Raw genomic sequence first — 19,700 nt, 5'->3', positions numbered from 1 at the left:
CCCGCTCTAGCCGTCCGACAGCGACGCCAAGAGCTGCTCGACACTGACCCGCGGATCATCGCGGTGAGCCGACCACCGGGCGAACAACGCCTCGGCCGCGCGGAGCAGGTCCGGTGGCAGCCCGCTGTCGACGCAGGCGTCGGCGATCTCCGCCATCTCGCCCTCCCAGCGCCAGGCCCGTTGACCCGCGGAGACGATCCCGGCCGGCTGCCCGAGCGGCGTACCCGCGAGTTTCGCCCCCGCCAGCTCCCGCAACTGCTCGCCGACTCCGTATCGCTCGGCCAGCGCGTACGACTGCGCGGCGAGCGCGTAGGTCAGCTTGTTGTACGCAGCGAACGCCAGCTTGAGCGCCGACGCCCGCCCCACCGGCCCGTCCAGCACGACCGGCTCCAGGAACGTGCCCTCGAACAACCCCGCCACTTCCGGCGCTCTCGCACCCGACAGGTACAGCCGCGCCACGCCCTCCCGCCTCGGCGGGGGGCCGACGATGCCGCCGTCGACGACCGTCGCGCGGTCACCGAACCGCTCCTCGACCTGCTGGGTGTGGCGTGGGCTGATCGCGTTCGCATCGAGGTAGACCCCGCGGAACGCCGTGTCCGCGACCATCCCGGCCACCTCGGCGGCGAACGCGGGCGGGCAGACGCTGAGGATGACCCCGCACTCGGCCAGATCGGCCGGCCGCGGCACTTCGACCAGCCCGGCCTCCCGCGCCCGGCTGCGCGTCGCCGCGCCCCGGCCCTCGGACACCCACAGGGTCCGGACGCCCCGCGTGGTCAGCTGCGCGCCGACCGCCGCGCCCATGTCCCCGGGGTGCAGCAGGCCGACGGTCGGGCGCACCGGATCCGTCATCTCCGCCGCCTCGTCTTCCCGTCACCCGGCGATCCACCGTGGATCGGACCCGCGCCGGTCCCGGACGGGGAACGGCGCGGGTCCATCCTAAACCGGGCCCGGTCAGCGCGGGATCACTGCTGGTACGGCGCCGCGGCCGCCTTCGCCGCGGCGATGAAGGCCGGCTTGTTCTTGGGCCAGAAGGTGCTGTCCACGCAGCTGTACTTGGGCAGGAAGCCGCCGCAGGAACCACTCGACCCGCCGACCTCGAAGGTGACGCTGGCGACACCCAGCGCGCCGTAGGTGAAGTCGTCGGTGGTGCCGCTGGTCGCGTAGCCGACGGTGTCCTCGTTGGTGCCGACCAGGTAGCCGTTGGAAGCCGAGTACTTCGCGCCGAGCTTGCGGTACTGCGCGTCGTTCGGCGACTTCGACGGGGTGAAGCCCCAGGGGATGATGATGTCGTTGCCGTAGCTGTGCAGGGTGATCATGGTGCCCCGCGCGGTGGCCGGCGCGGGGTCGTTGTCACCGGTGCCGCGCTGGACCGGGTAGATCGACCGGAACAGCCCTTCGAGCGCCTTGGTCTCGGGCTCCGAACCCGCGCTCGCGCCCTGGTAGGTCTCGGCGCACGGGGAGTTCGAATCGCCGCCCCAGCGGAAGGTGGAGTTGCGGTTCACGTCGATGCCGATGTTCGTGCCGGAGCAGTTGCCGCGGGCGTTGTCGGCGTTCTTGCGCTGCAGCTTCGGCGAATTCCCACCCGAGGCGACGATGTCCACGCCGTCCGGGTTGGCCATCGGGACCACCCAGACCTCGGTGGTGTCCAGAATGGACTTGGCCGTGGCGTCGGTGGCGTAGCCGTCGGCCAGGTAGTCGATCCAGCGCCAGGCCAGCTCGCCGGTGGACAGCTCACGGGCGTGGATCTGCGCCATCAGCACGAACTTCGGCTTCGGCGAGGTGGTGCTGAGCGTGCAGTCGCCCGCCTGCTTCTTGGTCAGGCAGATCGCCTGCATGTCGTGCCCGCCCTGGCCCTTCGTCTTCTTCCACGACTGGCCGATGGTGTACTCCGTGGCCAGGTCGGGGTGCGCGGCGGTGACCTGCTTGAGGTGCGCCTCGTGGGCGGCCACCGTGCGGTAGCCGCCGTAGAAGGTGTCCGCCGCGGCCGTGTTCGGCGAGGCGGCGGACAGGTCCTTGTACACGGTGTCGGAGAACTCCGGTCGGTAGCCCAGCGCCCGCAGCTTCCCGGCGACCGACTGGTCACCGACCACGTAGGCGGAGCCGGCGGACTCATCGGCGACGTCGAAGCCCGCCTGGGCCAGCTCGGCGGCCTGGGCGCCGGTGGCGGGCACCCGCCAGTACACCGGGGCCGCCCCGGCAGTGGGCTGCGCGGCGGCGGACTGCGCGGCGGCGGTGCCGGCGAGCACCCCGCTCAGCGCCAGCCCGGCGGCGAGCGCGATCCGGAACAGGGACCTGGACGTCATCGGCACTCCTCGGGGACGCAGGGGCGAAGAACGTGTTCACGCGATTACCTGCTGCTGCGCCCAGTGTGGCCGCGCTGGACAAACCGGCCATACCCCCGAAAGTCGGTTCTCCGGCTCACTCCGCCGAGGTGAGGACGTGGCGGACGCTCGCCCGCAGCCACCGGTGCGCGGTGTCGCGGTCGTGGCGCGCGTGCCAGGCCATCACCGCCGGGACCTCCGGGGCCGGCACCGGCAGGGGGTGGCTCCGCAGGTCCGGTCCGAGCTGGTGGGCCGCCAGCCGCTCCGGGACGACGGTGATCAGGTCGGCCGCGGTGACCGCCTGCACCGCCAGGGCCAAGGTCGGCACCGTGAGCACCACGCGCCGGCTGAACCCCCGCGCTTCCAGGAGTTCGTCGACGCGGTCGCGCCGGCGCCCCCGGCGGGAGACGACCACGTGCGGCAGCGCGGTGAACCCGGCCGGAGTTCCGTCCAGGTCCCGGCGGGCGACGGCGACCAGGCGGTCGGTCAGCACGGTCGTCGAGCGCACGTCGGCGGGGTGCGTGGTCTCGTCGCTCAGCCGCAGGTCGACGTGGCCGCGGCGCAGTTCGTCGACGGTCGTACCCGCTTCGCCGAGCACCCGCAGCCCGATCCCCGGCGCGGCCTCGGCCAGCCGCGCGGTGAGCCGCGGCACCAGCGCACCGGCGACGATGTCGTTGCACAGCAAGGTGAACGTCCGGTCCACTGTGGCCAGATCCAGCTCCCGGTCCGCGGTGAAGATGGTCTCGGCCCGCACGACGAGCTGGTGCACCTCGTCGCGGATCTGCTCGGCGTAGGGCGTGGTCAGCATCAAGCGGCCGGAGCGGACCAGGATCGCGTCGCCGGTCGCGCGCCGGATCCGCCCCAGGGTCCGGCTCATGGCCGGCTGCGACAGGTGGAGCCGGTCCGCGGCGGCGCCGACGCTGCGCTCGTCGAGCAGAGCGTCCAGCGCGACCAGCAGATTCAGGTCCAGATGCATGAGGGTAATGCTAAGGATCAGCAGTATGCATTGGCAATCATAACGGCAGTCTCCTTCACTGGAGTCACAGCGGAAGGAGCACCACGATGCACATCGTGATCGCGGGCGGCGGCCTGGTCGGACTCACCACCGCGGCGGCGCTGCGGCCGCTCGGCCACGAAGTCACCGTTCTGGAGCAGGCGACGGAGATCCGCGCGGCCGGGGCCGGGATCGGGCTGTGGGAGAACGCGCTGCGCGTGTTCGACGAGGCCGGGATCGGCGCCGAGGTCCGCGGGCTGGGGCAGCCGGTCCACCTCCGGTTCTTCGACCCGTCCGGGAAGTCCTTGCGGGCCAAGGGGTACGGCGACAGCGACCACGAATTCCGGCTGGTCCCCCGCCCGGCGCTGAACACCCTGCTGGCCGGGTTCGTCGGCCCGGACCGGATCCGGCTCTCCGCCCGCGTGACCGGGTTCGAAGAACGCGACCACGAGGTCGTCGTCCACCTCGGCGACGGCGGGCGCCTGGCCGCCGATCTCCTGATCGGCGCGGACGGCGTCCACTCACCGGTCCGCGCGCACCTGCTTCCGGGCAGCGACGCCCAGCCGCACGGCGACCACTACGCCTGGCGCGCGATCGTCCCGAGCGGTGACGAAAAGCCCGAAGGCACCGTGGTGACCATCGGTCCCGAGCGCACGCGCGGCGGCTACACCCGCGTCGCCGAGGGCCGGACGATGTGGATGGTCAACCAGTTCGAGGCCGGCCCGAGGACCGGCGGCAAGCGTGACCGGGCCCTGGCCCGCGCCCGGCACCTCGCCGGAGCGGGCTGGCACGGCGAACTCCTGCGCATGATCGCCGAAACCCCCGAGGCGGCGATCCTGGAGAACCGGATCACGCTCGTGCCCCCGCTGCCGAGGTGGACCGGCCGCCGCGTCGCCCTCATCGGCGACGCCGCCCACGGTCTCTCGCCGCACATCGCCGCGGGCGGCACCCTTGGGATCGAGGACGCCGGTGTGCTCCGCACGGCTCTGAAGACCACGCCGGACCTGACCGAGGCGTTGAAGAGCTACGAACAGCCGCGGATGGAGCGGTTCGAACGGGTGCGAAAGTTCTCCGCGGACGTCGAAACCGTCACCGGGGCGGCCGAGTTCGCCGAGCGTTACGCCGCGTTCAGCCACTGGATGCTGACCACGACGCCGCTCGGCCGGTGAGGTCGCCACCGCCCTCCGCCACGAATTCCCCGTGGGCCGCGGTCCGATGCGGAAAACCCTTGCAGGCCACGCGAAGCGCTCGCTCTCGCACTGTCCGTCACTTTCGGGAAATCGTTATCTCGGAACGATCTCCAGCCCTACCGGCCCCGGCCCCGGTGTGTGAAACTCCACCGCATGCCAACAAGGGGGCTGCCCGCACCGTGGTCGCGGGCACCGGGAATGATCTGGCGGCAGCCGACGGTGGTGCTGGCGGTGCTCGCCGCCGCGGTGCTGGTGGCGTTGCCGGCCGCGGCGATCTCGCTCTTCCTCTCTTCCGCGGGCACCGAAACCCTGCAGACGCAGGCGAAACTGGCGTGCGAGTGGCCCGTCGGCGCTCAGTGGCAGGGCGAGCTGCCGACGGTGCCGGCCGTTCCCGGTTCGCCGGAAAAAGTGGGAAAACCGCTGTACGACGCGCGCGTCGCGGCGGCCACCGAAGCCGAAAAGGGCATCCCGGGCCTGTCCGAGCCGGTGACCACCCTGATGACCGGCTCGAACGTGGCGATCGCGAACGGCACCCCGGCGCACCCCGAGCAACGCCTGGTCAACCTGGTCTCCCGCGACGGTTTCGCCGGTCACGTCCAAGTGCTCTCCGGTGGCCCCGGACCGGGGATCTGGCTGCCGGACCAGTTCGCGAACCTACAACGGCTCAAGGTGGGCGACCCGGTTTCGCTGACCGCCGGCGCCCGCTCCGGTGGCGCCGCCGGAGCGGGCAACACCAAGGCCGCCGACACCGCGCCGGTCGCCACCCTGCGCGTCGCGGCGGTGTACCGCGACCTGCGCTCGCTTCCGGACGAGCAGTACTGGTGCAGCCTCAAGGGCCTCTACCGCGGCAGCCCGCTGAGCAACAGCGGCACCTACCCCATGGCGCTGCTCCCCGGCGAGGACCTGCTGAAGCTGCTCACCCCCGAGTCCCAGGTGGGGGCCCTGACCGAAAGCTCGGTCGACGCGACGGGACTGACCACGGCCAGCGTCGCCCCGGTGGTCGCCGGCCTGGAGCGGCTGCGGACGCTCGGCGCCGACCCCGGCGGCCCGCTGGGAGCCGCCTTCACCCACCAGCAGTTCACGTCCTCGTTGCGCGGGATGACCGAGCGGGCCGACCACGTGAGCTCGTCCCTGGTCGCCACCGTGGTGCCGATGGGCGCGGCGGGCGCGCTGGCCGGTCTGGTGATCGCGGCCGCGGCGGGCTCGTTCTGGGTGGACCGGCGCCGGGCCGAGCTGGCCGTGCTGTCGGCCCGCGGCGTCGGACCCGGGGCCCTGGTGGGCAAAGCGGTGCTGGAAACGGGCGCGGTGGTGGTCCTCGGCAGCGTCGCGGGCTGGTTCGCGGCCCGGTACCTGGTGGCCACCGTGGGCCCGAGCCCGCTGGTCACGCCGGGCGCGCTGACCGGTTCGGTGCTGTCCGCGGCCGGCGCGCTGCTGGTGACGCTGGGCGCCGTCGCGCTGGCGAGCGGACGCCGGATCACCGCCCACTTCGACACCCGCGCGAAGCGGGCCCGTCCGTGGCCGTGGGAGCTGGTCCCGCTGGCCGCGGCGGTCCTTTGCTACTTCGTGCTCGGCGACGGCACGGCCCTGGGCACCGGGGCGGCCGGTTCGGTGGCGGGGATCCCGCCGCGGCTGGTCGTCGTGCCGCTGCTGCTGGTGGTCGGGCTGGCCCTGGTCACCGCGCGGATCGTGCGCGCGACGGCCGGGCGGGTGAACCCGGTGCGGGTGAGCAGGCCGGTGTCGTTCCTGTCCTGGCACCGCATCGCCTCCGGCGCCGCCGCGGCCGCGGTGCTGATCGGGGCCACGGCGATCCCGGTGGCGCTCTCGGTGTACTCGAGCACGGTCACCGGTTCGGTGGACCGCACGCTGCACGCGGAGTCCCAGCTGATCGTGGGCTCCGACCTGGTCCTCGGCCTGACCGGGCCGGTGCGGGTCCCGCCGGAGCTGGCCGGCCGGTCCAGCCTGGTCAGCCGGTACGACTCGGGCCGGGTCGGGTCCACCACCGTCAACGTGCTCGGCGTGGACCCGGAGTCCTTCGCCACCACCGCGTTCTGGGACGACGCCCTGCCCGGCCCGACGCTGGCCGAGCTGATGGACACCCTGGCCGCGCCGGGCGCGCCCGCCGGGGTGCTGGCGGGCCTGCCCGCCACCCCGGGCACCGCCGACCTGGCGGTCGGCGGGCAGACCGTGCGGCTGGCGATCACCGACGTGGCCCAGCTGCCCGGGAAGAACTCCGGTTTCCCGCAGCTGATCGTCCGCCAGGACGTGCTCGACCGGCTCGCCGGGGGCAGCGCGCACCGGCAGCTGTGGGTGCGCGGCGACCCGGACCGGACGCTTCCGGCGCTCAGCGGCGCGGGCCTGCCGATCGGCACGGTCAGCCAGGCCCAGGACGTGACCGGCAACGGCGTCTACGCGGCGATCACCTACACCTTCTCCTTCCTGACCGCGGTTTCCGTGCTCGCGGGCGCGATCGTGCTGGTGGGCCTGCTGCTGTACCTGAACGCGCGGGCCCGGGTGCGACGCAGCGCGTACGTGCTGCTGCGGCGGATGGGGATCGGGCCCCGCGCGCACTGGCGGGCGCTGCTCTACGAGGTCGGCGGGCTGCTGGCCGCCGGGTTCGCCGCCGGTCTGGTGTTCGCCGTGGTCGCCGTGCTGGTGACCAGCCCCGGGTACGACCTCGATCCGGCCGCGGCGCCGGGCCCGCTGGTCTCGGCTCCCTGGCCGCTGACCCTGCGCCTGGCCGTCGCGACCCTGATCGCGGCGGTGCTGGCCACCCTCGCCGCCCAGCGCGCGGTCTCCCGCGCCCGTCCCGCGGAGGTGCTGCGTGACACCGAATGACCCGCCGGCCCTGAGCTGCTCCGGGATCACCCACCACTACCCGGCTTCCGACCACGAGGTGCCCGCGCTGCACGAGGTCGCGCTGTCGGCCGCGCGGGGCCGCGTGACCGCGCTGGTCGGGCCGTCGGGGTCGGGCAAGTCGACCCTGTTGCGGATCCTGGCCTGCCTGGAGCGGCCCACCCACGGCACGGTCGAGGTCGACGGGGTCGACGCCACCGCGCTGTCCGCGCGCCGCCGCCGTGAGCTGCGGCGCCACCGGCTCGGTTACGTCTTCCAGAACCCGATCGACAACCTGCTGGGCTACCTCACCGTCGAAGAGCACCTCGGCCTCGCCACCCGCCTGCGCCGCACCGGCCCGTCCGGCGGCGAACTGCTCGACGCGCTCGGCCTGGCCGGGCGCCGCACCCACCACCCCCGGCAGCTCTCCGGCGGTGAGCAGCAGCGGGTCGCGCTCGCCTTCGCCGCCGCCGGGGACCCGAGCGCGCTGCTCGCCGACGAGCCGACCGCGCAGCTCGACCGGGCGTCGGCCCACCTCGTCGGTGCGGCGCTGCACCAGCTCGCGGCGCTCGGGCACTGCGTGGTCGTCGCCACCCACGACCCCGAGCTGACCGGCGTGGCCGACGACGTCCACGAGCTGGTGGACGGGAGGATCGCATGAGCCTGCTGACGCTGACCGAGGTCGGCAAGAGTTACCGGCGCACCCCCGCGCTGCGCCCGGTCAGCCTGGACCTGGAGCCCGGGGAGCTGGTCGCGCTGGCCGGGCCGTCCGGTTCCGGGAAGAGCACCCTGCTGATGATCGCCGGCGGCTGGGAGACCCCGGACACCGGCGTGGTCACCCCGCACCCGCCGCTGCCGGACCGGCCCATGGCCGAGCAGCAGTGGGACCACGTCGGCTTCGTACCGCAGTCGATCGGCCTGTTCGAGGAGCTGTCGATCACCGACAACCTCGTCTTCCCGGCCCGGAACCGGCAGGACCGCACGGACGTGACGAAGCTGCTGGAAACCCTGGACCTGGCCAAGTTCGCCGGCCGCCGTCCGGCCCGGATCTCCCGCGGCGAGCAGCAACGCGTCGCCGTCGCCCGCGCGCTGGTCACCGCCCCGGCGCTGGTGCTGGCCGACGAGCCCACCTCCCACCAGGACCGCGCCCACGCCGAACTGGTCCTCACCAGCCTGCGCGCGGCGGCCGACGCGGGCGCCACCGTGCTGGTCGCCAGTCACGACCCGCTCCTCACCCAGCACGCCGACCGCACGATCACCCTCGCCGGCGCTTGAGCCCGGCCCCACCCCGCCTGCCCCCCGCGAAGAGCAGGGCCTGTTCCGCGCGGTCGTCGAGGCGGTGGAGCGCGAGGTCGAGGCGGCGCTGGCGCAGACGCCGGACCGGATGACCGGCCTGGCCACGGCGCTGGGCCCGTGTGATCGCCGCGGCCGGGGACCCGGCCCGCGGGCTCACCGGGGCCGGAGCACGGCCTCGACCAGGGCGGGCACCAGTCCGCGGGGGAGGCTCGAACCGGTCATAGCGCCGTAGACGATCGGCCCGATCAACGCGTCGAGCACGGCGTCGGGCCCCAGCCGCGGTGAGATCTCGCCGGCTTCGATCGCGCGGGCGAGCATTTCGCGCTCCTGCTCCCGGCGTGGGCCGAGGTACCGCCGGTGGAAGCTCTCGGCCGTCTCGGGGTCGTGCTGGGCTTCGGCCAGGAGCGCGAGCAGGACCTTGCCCGCCGGATCCCGGGTGACGAACCGGGCGAAGCCGCGCAGGTAGGTCTGGATGGTTTCGGCGGTGACCTTGCCGGCCGGCACCGGAGACCGCTTGCCGGTGTCCTCGATGAGGGTGTCGAGCAGGACTTCGACCTTCGACGGCCACCACCGGTAGATCGTCTGCTTGCCGACCCCGGCCCGCCGCGCGATCGCCTCCACGGTCAGCGCGCCGAACCCGTGCTCGACGAGCAGGTCGTCGGCGGCGTGCAGCACGGCCAGGCGCGCGGCTTCGTCACGCCGGTTCCCGGAACGCGTCCGGCGGGGCGGGGAACTGGCATCGGGCATGCCGACAGCCTACCGGTACCGCCCTTGTCGAGACGCAACGTCTCGTCTATGGTGAGTTTTCCGCCCCGAACAAGGAGTTCTGTCATGCCCGACCCTTCCCGCGCCCTCGTCATCGGCGCTTCCCGAGGTCTCGGCCTGGTCCTCGCCACCGAACTGGCCCGCCGCGGCTGGCTGGTCACCGCCACCACCCGCGGCCCCAGCCCGGCCCTGGCCGGTCCGCGCCTGGAAGTCGAAACCCTGGAGATGACCGACCCCGCCCAGCTGGCGGCCCTGCGCGAACGCCTCTCCGGCCGCCGGTACGAACTGCTGTTCGTCAACGCCGCGATCAACCGGGGCAACCAGCCCATCGGCGAGGTCCCGACCGAGGTGTTCGCCGAGGTGATGGTCACCAACGCCCTGAGCCCGCTGCGAACCCTGGAGGCCCTGCGCGACCTCGTCACCCCCGGCGGCACGGTGGCGATCATGTCCTCGGAGCAGGGCAGCGTCTCGCGGAACACCGAGGACGGCTACGAGCTCTACAAGGCCAGCAAGGCCGCGCTGAACCAGTTGATGCGCAGCTACGCCACCCGCAACGCCGAGGACGGCCGGACCAAGCTCCTCATCGACCCCGGCCACAACCGGACCGAACTGGGCGGACCGGACGCGCCCCTCACCCCCGAGGAGAGCATCCCGGCGGTGGTGGACGTGCTGGAGCAGCAGGCGGGCGCCGGCGGCCTGCAGTTCCTGGACCGCCACGGGGAGCCGGTGCCCTGGTGAGGTGACCGCACCGCTCGCGGTCCGGCCGGAAGGGGAGTCGTGGGCGATCGCTTCTTCCGCTTCGGTGCCTCCAGCGGCTTCGAAGGCGCGGGAACCGGCGTCCATTCAGGGGAAATCCTGACCGAATAGCCCGAATCTGCCGTATGGTCTAGACCATAACTCTCCTCCCCCTCCGCCCGCGCTCCACTCGCCGCGGCCGGTCGATCGCGCCTGTCCGGGGCCGCGGCCGGCCGTCACGGGAGCGGGCCCGCCTGTAGAAGGAGCCCGGCATGAAAACGAACCGCAAGCTCGTCGCCGCACTGGCCGGCGCGGCGATCGCCCCGGTCATCGTCCTGGTCGGCCCGGTCGGCTCCGCGAGCGCGCACGGCTACGTCAACGCGCCCGCCAGCCGGCAGGCGCAGTGCGCGCAGAACGTGGTTTCGTGCGGTGCGATCAAGTACGAGCCGCAGAGCGTGGAAGGCCCGAAGGGCCTGAGAAGCTGCAACGGCGGCGTCGCCCGCTTCGCCGAGCTGAACGACAACAGCAAGGGCTGGCGCGCCGCCCCGGTGGGCCGCACGGTGACGTTCACCTGGACGTTCACCGCCCGCCACAAGACCACCGACTACGAGTACTACATCGGCAACACCCGCGTGGCCAGCTTCAGCGGCAACAACCAGCAGCCCCCCGCCACCGTCTCGCACTCGGTGAACCTGGGCAACTACACCGGCCGCCAGACCGTGCTGGCCGTCTGGAACATCGCCGACACGGGCAACGCGTTCTACTCCTGCATCGACCTGCAGGTGAGCTGACCCACCGGCCGGGGCGCGGGCCTGGTCCGCGCCCCGGCCGACGGAATCAACAATGGATTCAGAACGCGAAAGACGGAAACGATTCAGGAAACGGTGCGGCGACCACTTCGGACGACCCCGAATGACGGCTTTTCCGGATCTTGCACCTCCCGTACAGTGCCAATAAGCAGCGAAACCTGATCGGGTAATCGGTGTTTGCATCGGATGATGGCGACCTTACCGTCACACGGGAAGGAAACGATGTTCGAAAGACTGAGAACTGCGGCCTCCACCAGGCGCCAGGCGTTCCACTCGAAGATGCAGGCCGCCGCTTACCGCTCCACTGTCAACTCACTCGATACCGCGCCGAGCCTCACCCATCGATCCACACCGACCCCGTGGATCGTCAGCCTCCAGTACGACGCACCCGCTTACAACCGCTACCACTGGCACAGCGCGACCGGCGTTCTCATCGCACCACGAGCGGTCCTCACCTGCGCCCATGTCTTCAGCCCCGGCGCTCAGAAACCCGGCACGATCCCGCTGACCGATCGGGAGTTCACCGCCCGCGTCGGCGGCACGGACCTGGACGAGGGCGTCGCGCACAAGATCACCGACGTCCGCCTCCACCCCGGATTCGATCCGGCCACAGCGGCCCACGATCTCGCCGTGGCCACCCTCGGCACCGCGGCCGAGCTGCCGGCACTCGAGCGGGACGACCGGAGCCCGGCTGTCGGTGACGCCATCACCATCCTCGGCTGGCCTCGCGGCCGCGACGGTGACGGCCGACTGGCCCAGGCCACGACCACGCTGATCGACCCGCGCATCGGCGGCACCGGTGAGCTGTGCGCCGCCAACCTGCCCGTGCCGAACGATCTGGGTGCCGGCTGTTCGGGGGGCGCCGTCCTGAAAGACGATGACGGCGCAGTACGACTCGTCGGAATTCTCAGCCACGGTGCCGGCGTGGCCATCGAGGAAGCGGGACCGCCTGCGGTCATCGTGGACGTGGTGGCCGAAGCCGATTTCATCAATCGGGTGGTCGCTGAACCGCAGTGAGTCACGTATCCTAAGGCGGTTTCGCGCATCTGGGTGACGTATGGCGTGCCACGGTTCACACCCACCCTGATTACGACACGAAGTGCGGTATAACAACAGTTCTTGGCAGGTGGCCGCACGGGGGCGGGCGTGGGGGAGCAGCTAGCAGGCGAGCAAAACACCGGAAACACGCTGAACAGCGTTTCCGGCCCGGTTCACGGCTCCCTGGTGCAGGCGGGCACGATTCAGAACGTTCACCTGCACAGCCATCAGGACATCCCGGTGCCTTCCCAGCTCCCCGGCAGCCCCCCTTTCCTGCCCTGCCGCGACGAGGAACTGATGAAGCTCGACAGATTCCTGGCCCGCACGGGTGCGGAGCCTCCGTTGGTGGTGATCAGCGGACCAGGCGGAGTCGGGAAGTCCGCGCTGGCCCTCCGGTGGCTGCACCAGGTCCGGGACCAGTTTCCCGACGGGCAACTCTACGTCGACCTCGGCGCCTTCGACGCGACAGGCCCGGTGCCGCCGGAGACGGTGCTGGCCTGGTTCCTCACCGCGTTCGGCCTCACCGAGGACGAGATACCCGAAAGCCTCCCTCGCCGGGAAGCGCTCTACCGCACCCATACGGCGCAGCGCCGGATCGCTGTGTTGCTGGACAACGCGGTTTCCGCGGGTCAAGTACGTCCTCTGGTCTCGTCCGCACAGACGGTACTGACCGTCGTCACCAGTCGCTGGCGTCTGCCGCGGTTGGCCGGTGAAGGATTGTCCGTGAACATGCGCCCATGGGACGTCGAGCAGTCCGTACAGGCGCTGACGTCATTGGTCGGCGAAGAGCGGGTCGGCGCCGAGATCACCGCCACCCACCAGATCGCGGCGGTCTGCGGGGGTCTTCCGCTCGCACTCTCGATGATCGCGGCGCAACTGCGGACCCATCCGAGACGCAGCGTGGCCCGTGAGGCCGACCGGCTCGGTGACGAAAGCCGCCTGCTCCGGCTGTCAGTCGACGGGGACCCCGAGCTGCAGGCCGTCTTCGACAGCTCGTACAGCAGTTTGACCGCGGAGACCGCCGCCGCCTACCGCCTGTGCGGACTGCACCCCGGCCCACGCTTCGGCCCCGAAGTCCTCGCCGACGTCTCCGGCACCACCGAGGACGAAATCGAGGACACCTTCGACCGGCTGGCCGAGGTGAACCTCCTCAGCGAGGAGGAAGACGGTAGCCACCGGTTTCACGACCTCGTCCGAGCGCACGCCCGCGCCACGGCCCAGCTCGACGAAGGCGCCGGCGAGAGCGCGGTGACCCGCCGTTTCATCGAGTGGTACCTCACCATGACCGTTCGTGCCACCGACGTCGTGCACCCGCACCGCTGGAAGCTCGAACCGCACTTCACCACCGGGGCACCCGCGTACCGGTCCTTCGCCTCCACCGAGGAGGCGATGACCTGGCTGCGCCGGGAACATCGATCCATCCGGCATTGTGTGCTGGAGGCCCGCGAACGCGAATGGCATGAACTCGTCTGGCCGTTCTGCGAGGCGCTGTGGGGCTTCTTCCTGCACCACCGCGACTACGCCGACTGGATTCGCCTTCAGCAGCAGGGCATCGATTCGGCGATCCACTGTGGACATCGGATCGCCGAGGCACGGCTGCGTTCCCAGCGGGGGTACGCGCTCGCCAAGAGCGGCGACTACGCCCAGGCGATGAAGGAGAACGAGCTGGCACTGCGCCTCGCCCGAGCCGAAGGACACGACGCCTCGGCCGCGACCGCGCTGTCCCAGCTCGGCCGCGCCGCACGCGACAACAACGACCTGCCCGCCGCTCTCGGTTACTACCGCCAGGCGCGAGACCTGGAGGCCCGGCTCGGGCACCGGCGCAGCGTCGCGCTGCTGAGCCGCCGGGTCGGACAGGTGCTGGGCCGGTCGGGCCGGGTGGCGGACAGCATCACCGAGCTGTCCGGCGCCGCGGCCGTGCTGGAGGAGACCGGCGACTCCGTGCAGCACTCCCGCACCCTGATGGTCCTCGGCACCCTGCTCACGCGGCACGACCGGCAGCCGGAGGGCCTCCGGCTGCTGCACGAGGCCCTCCGGATCATCACCGCCACCGGCTCGCCGCACTACGCTGCGGAAGTACTCTTCGAACTGGGCGAAGCCGAAGCCGCGGCAGGCCGGATGACTGAGTCCGCCGACCACCTGCGCCGGGCGTACGAGCACTTCAGCTCAGCCGGGGATCCGCGCGCGGGCGAGGTGCTGACCCGATTGCGAAACCCGGGTCCGGTGGTCGACGGGTGATCAACCGGCTGCCCTGAAGGCCGGCACCGCCGCGACGGGTGTCCACACCACTGCCAGCCAGGCTCCACGATGGGCACTGAGCAGGAGCGAACCCACCAGCCAGGCTTCGACCGCATTCATCCCGGCGCCCGTGGTGCAAACGACCACGTCCGCGCACGCACACCACCTCGCCGGCGCGCGGCCCAGCTCGGCGACGACCAGATCCGGGTTCGCGTGCAGCCGGGCCACCCCATCGGCGAGGACTTCCCACACGTCAGCGCCCCATGGGCCGGGGCGGGGACACCGGCAGCGCCGATGCGGCCGCCTCCGGTTCGGGAAGCCCAAGCAGCCGGTACATCTGCACCCTCATCAGGGCGGCAGCCTTCTCCGGGCGAGACGTGATTGCGGGCAGCAGCATGCGCTCCAGTCCGGCGCACTTCGAGCGGGCCGCCGCGTACTGCGCGTCCATCCCGCCCCCCGGGTGCCACTCCGGGGCCGAACGGCGTACCAGGTCCGCGAGGCTGCCGTCGCGAACGTTGCCCGCCGGGGTGGTGACGACGGAGACGGGGCAGCCGATCGCCGCGGCGTAGGCGGTGGTCGAACCGTGGTCGCCGAGCACCCAATCGGACGCGATCATCACCGCCTGCCACCCCTCGTCGGGTGGGACGAGCAGCAGGCCGTCACGCAGGCAGTCCGACAGCCACGCGGTCACCTGCCGCGCACCATGGACGGTCCAGACGTTCGGGTGCAGCACAGCGGCCACGCGCCCGGTCGAAGTCGAGCGGTTATCCAGCAGCCGGCGGCACAAGGTGGGGAACCGTCCGAACGCCGAGTCGGGCGACCACGTCGAGCTCACGGTGACCAGACGCTCGTGCGCGCCGATCCCGAGAGCAGCCCGGTAACGAGCGCGGTGCGGCAGTCCGGCGAGCATCCGGTCCGCACAGATGTCGCCGCCGACGAACGCCACAGGCACTGCCTCCGGGCACCGTTCCCGCAGTACCTCGAGTTCGGCGTCATGGGTCAAGGCCAGCGCGGCCGGCAGCACCCGGCCACGAAAGGTGAGCAGCTCACGGTCCAGCCCGGTGGTGACTGCCGTCGCGGCCCGGGCTTTTCGGCTGAAACGCCGGGACATCAGCGCGCCGGCCCCGTGCGGGACCAGGAAGATCGGCCCTCGCAGCTCGTCCAACTGACGGTGGCTCGCAGCCAGTACCAGGTCGAACTCGTGCTGCATCGCCTGCTGCCACGGCAGGACCACTCCGCGTTGCGCTCGTACGTAGTCCTCGACTCCATGCCACGCGTCGGTGGTGTGCGGGACCGTGAACAACACCTGCACCCGGTGGTCCGCCTCCAGCAACGGCAGCAGGTCCATCAGCCGGGTACCGGCGGTGACCGTCGGAACGACTACGAGCACGGACCGACAGCCGGTACGGGTGACCCGGGTGTGCGTGTCCCGCCCGATGGGACCTCTGATCCAGGTGGTGGACGACATCGCTCCTCCTCGTCATGAACCGGTGTGACGGGGACGAGCGTGCGGGCCGGACATGTCAGCCGCGGTTCACTGTTCAGGTCACCAGCGCTTCACCGACGCGGCAAACATGACAGATCAGTGTCATTGTCCATGCGTTCAGCAGTCGACCCGGCCTCCGATGTGCGAAACTGAATGGAAATTTCACGCGTACAGCAAATCCCGGGGAGGGGGTGCTGCACAGGTGGAAATCGCCTTCGGCATTATGGGAAGAACCGCGTTGCACATGCACGGGCGTCTGACCGTGCAGTGGGGGCGCCCCAGGGAGCACGCGGTTCTCGCCGCCCTGCTGTACCTGCCGAACCGCCTGGTCAGCGCCAAGTCCCTGCTTGACTGGGTATGGGGCGAAGAGGCGCAGGAGCCGCGCAACCCGGCTTCGACGTTTCGGACTTACACCGCGCGAATTCGTACCACGCTCCGGGACGCAGGTCTTCCAGCGGATTTACGCGCAGTGGACGGCAGTTTTGTACTGGAAACGGAGCCGGACCTGATTGATTGGTCCGCGTTCCGCCGAATGGTCGGCGAAGCACGACTGCTCGGCGCCGGCCACAGCCATGAAGAAGCCGGCGCGCTGCTCGAAGAAGCGCTTCGCCTGTGGCGCGACCAGCCTTTGCGCGATCTGCGGACCCCACCTGCCGACCGGGTCCGCCGCGCCGCTGTGCAGGAAGATTGGCTGCCCGCCAACAACCTCTTGCTGACCCAGTGGTCCGCGCTGGGACGGCACCAAGAGGTGCTGCGACGGCTCGACGAACTGCAGCGGCAGCACCGGACCGACCTCGGCTTGGCGAAACAGCGCCTCCAGACCCTGCACCTGCTCGGCGACCCCGACCAGCGCGACCAGTACTACATAGACGCTCGCAGGCTGTTCCGGACCCGGAAGGAAGAGGACGCGGCAGCCGAGCTGAAGCGGCTCCAGGACGAGCTGATCCGCGCCGAGGCTGTCGGTGCTCCTCCAAAACGACCGGCCATCCCTCGACCCCGCGACGGCGATGGAGCGGTTCCACCGGCGGACAGCGCCGGGCGTGCGTTGCTGCCTCCTGACATCGAAGACTTTGTGGGGCACGACGACCTCCTGCACACCCTTGATGAGCTTGCCCATACGTCCGGCGGAGAGTTCCACCCCGGAGTGATCGTCCTTGATGGATTAGCCGGTATAGGAAAAACGGCATTGGCCGTGCACTGGGCCCATCGCCAAGTGGGCCACCTCGCCGATCACGCGATCTACATCGACCTGCACGGCTACGAGGCCGGCCGCAGGCGTGAGCCGGAAGAAGTCATCGACGACCTGCTGTCGGCGTTGAGCGGACGGACCAGCAGCTACTCAGGCCCGCTGGAGCGGACCGCACGGCTGCGCGAGCTGCTCGACGGTCGGCGGACCGTGGTCATCCTGGATAATGTCCCGAAGTCCGCGCACGTCCAGCCGTTGTTGCTGACGCTGGCACCATGCCTGGTCATCGTCACCAGTCGGCAGACCCTGCCCGGGCTGCTCAAGCAGCATGATGCCCGTCACCGGTCGGTTCCCCCGCTGAGCGTGGAGCACAGCGCCGAACTGCTGACCAACCGCATCGGTGCCCGAGCGGCTACACAGCAAGAGGCTGTGGCCCGGCTGGCGCAGTTGTGCGAAGGCTTCCCGATGACTCTGCAGCTTGCCGCCCACCACATCGAACTCCATCGCGAACTGGCATTGCGACATTTCGCCGATGAGTTGCAGGACCGGGGCCGGCTGCTGGACATGGGCGACGAGGGCGACGACCCACCGGCGAGCCTGCGAGCGACACTTTTCGTGACCTACGGACACCTCCACCCCAACGTGCAGCGGCTCTTTCGCGTCCTCGGCCTCCCACCGGTACCGACGTTCGGCCTGGCCGCGGCGGCAGCACTGGCAGGGCTGCCGCCGCGAGCCACTCACCGCTACCTCGAAGCCCTTGTCGGCGCGCACTTCATCGACCACGCAGGTGATCAGGATCAGTACCGAATGCATGACCTGCTTCAGGTATTCGCCCACGAACTCTCCGCCGATCGGGAACATGCACAGGAACGCGACGCGGCTGAGCTGCGGTTGCTGTCGTTCTACTTGCACAGTGGGTTCGCGGCGAACCGCATGGCCTTCCCGTTCTACCCGATGGTGCCGATGCTTCCACTCGAACCGGACGTCACGCCGGCGGCCATCGAATCCGAGAAGGCCGGCGCGACCTGGTTACTCGATGAGCGACGAACCCTGATGCTCCTGATCGACTGGGCAGCTCTACGACACCCTGAATACGCCTGGCGATACCCGCATATCCTGTTCGCCATCTTCAGCCGTCACGGTTATCTGCATCATTTGCGAAAACCCTACGAAGTGGCGATCGCTACCTGTGCGGAGTTGGGCGACGTGGAGTCGGAGGCCGCTTCACGCAGTGACTTCGGCCGCATCCTGATGCGTTTGGGAGACCCGGACGGCGCGCAGCGGCAGTTCGATCTCGCCCTGGATCTCGCGCGCCAGAACGGAAGCGCCATGGGCGTGACGATTTGCCTGATGGAACAAGGTGAGATGGAACTGGACCGAGGCAACCCCGAGGCGGCGATCGGCCACTACGAGCAAGCGCTGGAAAAGGCCGAGGAGCTGGGCGCGGCCGGACCGCAGGCCGCGATCTTGCACGGGTCCGCCCTGGCCCATCGGCGGCTGTCGCATACCAAGGAAGCCCTGGATCTGTTCAGCCAGGCTCTGAAGATCCGCGAGCGGCTGAAAAACCGACACGGCGAGGCGCAAACGCTGGCGGAGCTGGCGGCCGCGCTCAACGGATGCGGCCGGTACGACGAAGCACGGACCTACGGGGAACGCGCGCTTGGGGTCGTCGAGGGGACCCGCGATCTCGAGGTGGCCCCTCGCGCCTGCGCAGTACTCGCGAAAATCCACTACAACCTAGGGCATCACGATCGAGCCGTCGGCTACGCCCGACAGTCGGCACGGCTTTCCGCCCGCACCCGAAACGTCGCCACGGAGGCGGACGCGTTCCACGTCCTCGGCCATGCGCTCCACGCCTCACGAAGGCTCGCCGCCGCCATAGAGGGCTGGCGGTTGTCCGTCGCCGCTTACCTTCACCTCGGCGATCTTCACCACACCAGGCACGTTCTAATCGATTTGGCCGACGCACAGGAGGAGTCAGCACGCTCGGTGCGCTAAAGTTAAATACTTTCGGGTTTACTCGGATGGAGTACTTGTAACCCGTCCGAGTTTGGCTCGCCAACCTAAAGAGCTTCGACTACGACCCCCAGCAATCCTTGTTCACCGACGTGGCTAAAGTTCCCCCGGTCAGGACACCCGCGACACCATTGACCGAGGAGAACTGAGTGCCGATCTGGAGCAGCAACAGGAAGACGGCGGCACTAGCTGCGCTGGCGGTCGGGGCCGTGATGGTTCCCGGCTACTGGCAGTACGAGACCGTGGCGGTCGCATCCAGCGGATCGCATGACGAGGGTGCCATCACTTCAGCCCAGGAGCACACCGCGGAGCCTCGCCCCGACGAACTTGACTGAGGCAGACCGGAGATCACCGGTCTCAGGTCCAGAGCCCAGGACCGGTGACTGCACGATCAGCCCCGGATCGTGGTGTTCTGCTTGCGCCCGACCAGGAACCACAGCAGTGGCCCGAGGAACGGCGCGCAGAAGGCGAACACCGTCCAGACCAGCTTCATGCCCCCGGTGAGCTCGCTGCCGAGGATGCCGACCAGTGCGGCGATGAAGAAGGCCACGGGCAGCAGGATCACGGCCACCAGCGCGATCCCGGCCGCGACGGGCGCGAGGTCCGGGGCCGCGGCCAGGGTGAAGGGGATGGTCATCGGTCTTTCTCCTCGTCGCCCGCGGGGGCGGTTGGTCCACATCGGACACCGGAGGGGTTCCGGTGGGACCAGTGTGGCAAGCCGCGCAGCGCAGCGGATCGGCTCGATGGCTCGTCCTGGCTAAGCCGAAAGTCGTATCTCCGGGCGCCGGGCCGGT

The 19,700-nt window shown here is 70.5% G+C and carries 17 protein-coding genes; 10 read left to right on the top strand and 7 right to left on the bottom strand.

All coding sequences use genetic code 11. The features are described 5' to 3' along the window. Window positions 1-6: 6 nt before the first annotated feature. The 3 genes from NYF13_RS13450 to NYF13_RS13440 form a co-directional block, all read right to left on the bottom strand. Window positions 7-849, bottom strand: a complete 843-nt coding sequence (locus tag NYF13_RS13450) for a DUF1932 domain-containing protein (protein WP_315656673.1) — start codon at window positions 847-849, stop codon at window positions 7-9. Between the two features lie 113 nt (window positions 850-962). Beyond that, window positions 963-2,303 carry a M14 family zinc carboxypeptidase gene (locus tag NYF13_RS13445; protein ID WP_315656672.1) on the bottom strand — a complete coding sequence of 447 codons (1,341 nt, stop codon included), beginning with the start codon at window positions 2,301-2,303 and terminating at the stop codon, window positions 963-965. A 115-nt stretch (window positions 2,304-2,418) separates the two neighbouring features. Continuing rightward, the gene (locus NYF13_RS13440; RefSeq protein WP_315656671.1) at window positions 2,419-3,297 is read right to left on the bottom strand and encodes a LysR family transcriptional regulator; all 879 of its coding nucleotides are present in this window, start codon (window positions 3,295-3,297) and stop codon (window positions 2,419-2,421) included. Window positions 3,298-3,383: 86 nt separating this feature from the next. Between NYF13_RS13440 and NYF13_RS13435 the strand changes: the two genes are divergently transcribed. The 4 genes from NYF13_RS13435 (at window position 3,384) to NYF13_RS13420 (ending at window position 8,612) form a co-directional block, all read left to right on the top strand. Then, on the top strand, window positions 3,384-4,484 hold the full coding sequence (locus NYF13_RS13435; RefSeq protein ID WP_315656670.1) for an FAD-dependent monooxygenase: 1,101 nt from the start codon (window positions 3,384-3,386) through the stop codon (window positions 4,482-4,484). 174 nt (window positions 4,485-4,658) lie between these two features. After that, window positions 4,659-7,340: an FtsX-like permease family protein gene (locus tag NYF13_RS13430; protein WP_315656669.1), complete on the top strand. Its 2,682-nt coding sequence runs from the start codon at window positions 4,659-4,661 to the stop codon at window positions 7,338-7,340. Then, window positions 7,327-7,998, top strand: coding sequence for an ATP-binding cassette domain-containing protein (locus NYF13_RS13425; protein WP_315656668.1), 672 nt, complete (start codon window positions 7,327-7,329; stop codon window positions 7,996-7,998). The genes NYF13_RS13430 and NYF13_RS13425 overlap by 14 nt, the downstream gene beginning before the upstream one ends. Continuing rightward, a complete protein-coding gene (locus tag NYF13_RS13420; protein ID WP_315656667.1) occupies window positions 7,995-8,612 on the top strand; it encodes an ABC transporter ATP-binding protein in 618 nt (205 codons plus the stop codon). Before NYF13_RS13425 ends, NYF13_RS13420 begins: the two co-directional genes overlap by 4 nt. 174 nt (window positions 8,613-8,786) lie before the next feature. On the opposite strand, the gene NYF13_RS13415 is transcribed toward NYF13_RS13420, so the two are convergent. Beyond that, complete coding sequence (locus tag NYF13_RS13415) at window positions 8,787-9,380, bottom strand: TetR/AcrR family transcriptional regulator (protein ID WP_315656666.1); 594 nt, start codon at window positions 9,378-9,380, stop codon at window positions 8,787-8,789. Window positions 9,381-9,464: 84 nt separating this feature from the next. On the opposite strand from NYF13_RS13415, the gene NYF13_RS13410 reads away from it, so the two are divergent. The 4 genes from NYF13_RS13410 (at window position 9,465) to NYF13_RS13395 (ending at window position 14,218) form a co-directional block, all read left to right on the top strand. Further along, entirely contained in the window at window positions 9,465-10,136 is a 672-nt protein-coding gene (locus tag NYF13_RS13410) for an SDR family NAD(P)-dependent oxidoreductase (protein WP_315656664.1), read from the top strand. Window positions 10,137-10,405: 269 nt separating this feature from the next. Beyond that, on the top strand, window positions 10,406-10,924 hold the full coding sequence (locus NYF13_RS13405) for a lytic polysaccharide monooxygenase auxiliary activity family 9 protein (RefSeq protein WP_315656663.1): 519 nt from the start codon (window positions 10,406-10,408) through the stop codon (window positions 10,922-10,924). Window positions 10,925-11,131: 207 nt separating this feature from the next. Beyond that, on the top strand, window positions 11,132-11,959 hold the full coding sequence (locus tag NYF13_RS13400; protein WP_315656661.1) for a trypsin-like serine protease: 828 nt from the start codon (window positions 11,132-11,134) through the stop codon (window positions 11,957-11,959). A 129-nt stretch (window positions 11,960-12,088) separates the two neighbouring features. Next, window positions 12,089-14,218: an AAA family ATPase gene (locus NYF13_RS13395; protein ID WP_315656660.1), complete on the top strand. Its 2,130-nt coding sequence runs from the start codon at window positions 12,089-12,091 to the stop codon at window positions 14,216-14,218. Here NYF13_RS13395 and NYF13_RS13390 read toward each other — a convergent pair whose 3' ends face one another. Together NYF13_RS13390 and NYF13_RS13385 are read right to left on the bottom strand one after the other, a co-directional pair. After that, window positions 14,219-14,470, bottom strand: a complete 252-nt coding sequence (locus NYF13_RS13390) for a hypothetical protein (protein ID WP_315656659.1) — start codon at window positions 14,468-14,470, stop codon at window positions 14,219-14,221. A gap of 1 nt (window position 14,471) precedes the next feature. Further along, on the bottom strand, window positions 14,472-15,566 hold the full coding sequence (locus NYF13_RS13385) for a hypothetical protein (protein ID WP_315656658.1): 1,095 nt from the start codon (window positions 15,564-15,566) through the stop codon (window positions 14,472-14,474). Between the two features lie 340 nt (window positions 15,567-15,906). Here NYF13_RS13385 and NYF13_RS13380 point away from each other — a divergent pair, with 340 nt between their 5' ends. Further along, on the top strand, window positions 15,907-18,888 hold the full coding sequence (locus tag NYF13_RS13380; RefSeq protein ID WP_315656657.1) for a tetratricopeptide repeat protein: 2,982 nt from the start codon (window positions 15,907-15,909) through the stop codon (window positions 18,886-18,888). Between the two features lie 167 nt (window positions 18,889-19,055). Next, window positions 19,056-19,241: a hypothetical protein gene (locus NYF13_RS13375; RefSeq protein ID WP_315656656.1), complete on the top strand. Its 186-nt coding sequence runs from the start codon at window positions 19,056-19,058 to the stop codon at window positions 19,239-19,241. 56 nt (window positions 19,242-19,297) lie between these two features. Here the strand turns inward: NYF13_RS13375 and NYF13_RS13370 are convergent, their stop codons facing one another. Next, complete coding sequence (locus tag NYF13_RS13370) at window positions 19,298-19,543, bottom strand: PLDc N-terminal domain-containing protein (RefSeq protein WP_315656655.1); 246 nt, start codon at window positions 19,541-19,543, stop codon at window positions 19,298-19,300. Between the last annotated feature and the right edge of the window lie 157 nt (window positions 19,544-19,700).

Origin of the sequence: Amycolatopsis sp. PS_44_ISF1, from assembly GCF_032335455.1 — a bacterium.
Taxonomy (GTDB): domain Bacteria; phylum Actinomycetota; class Actinomycetes; order Mycobacteriales; family Pseudonocardiaceae; genus Amycolatopsis.
This window is presented reverse-complemented; position numbering and strand designations above follow the sequence as displayed.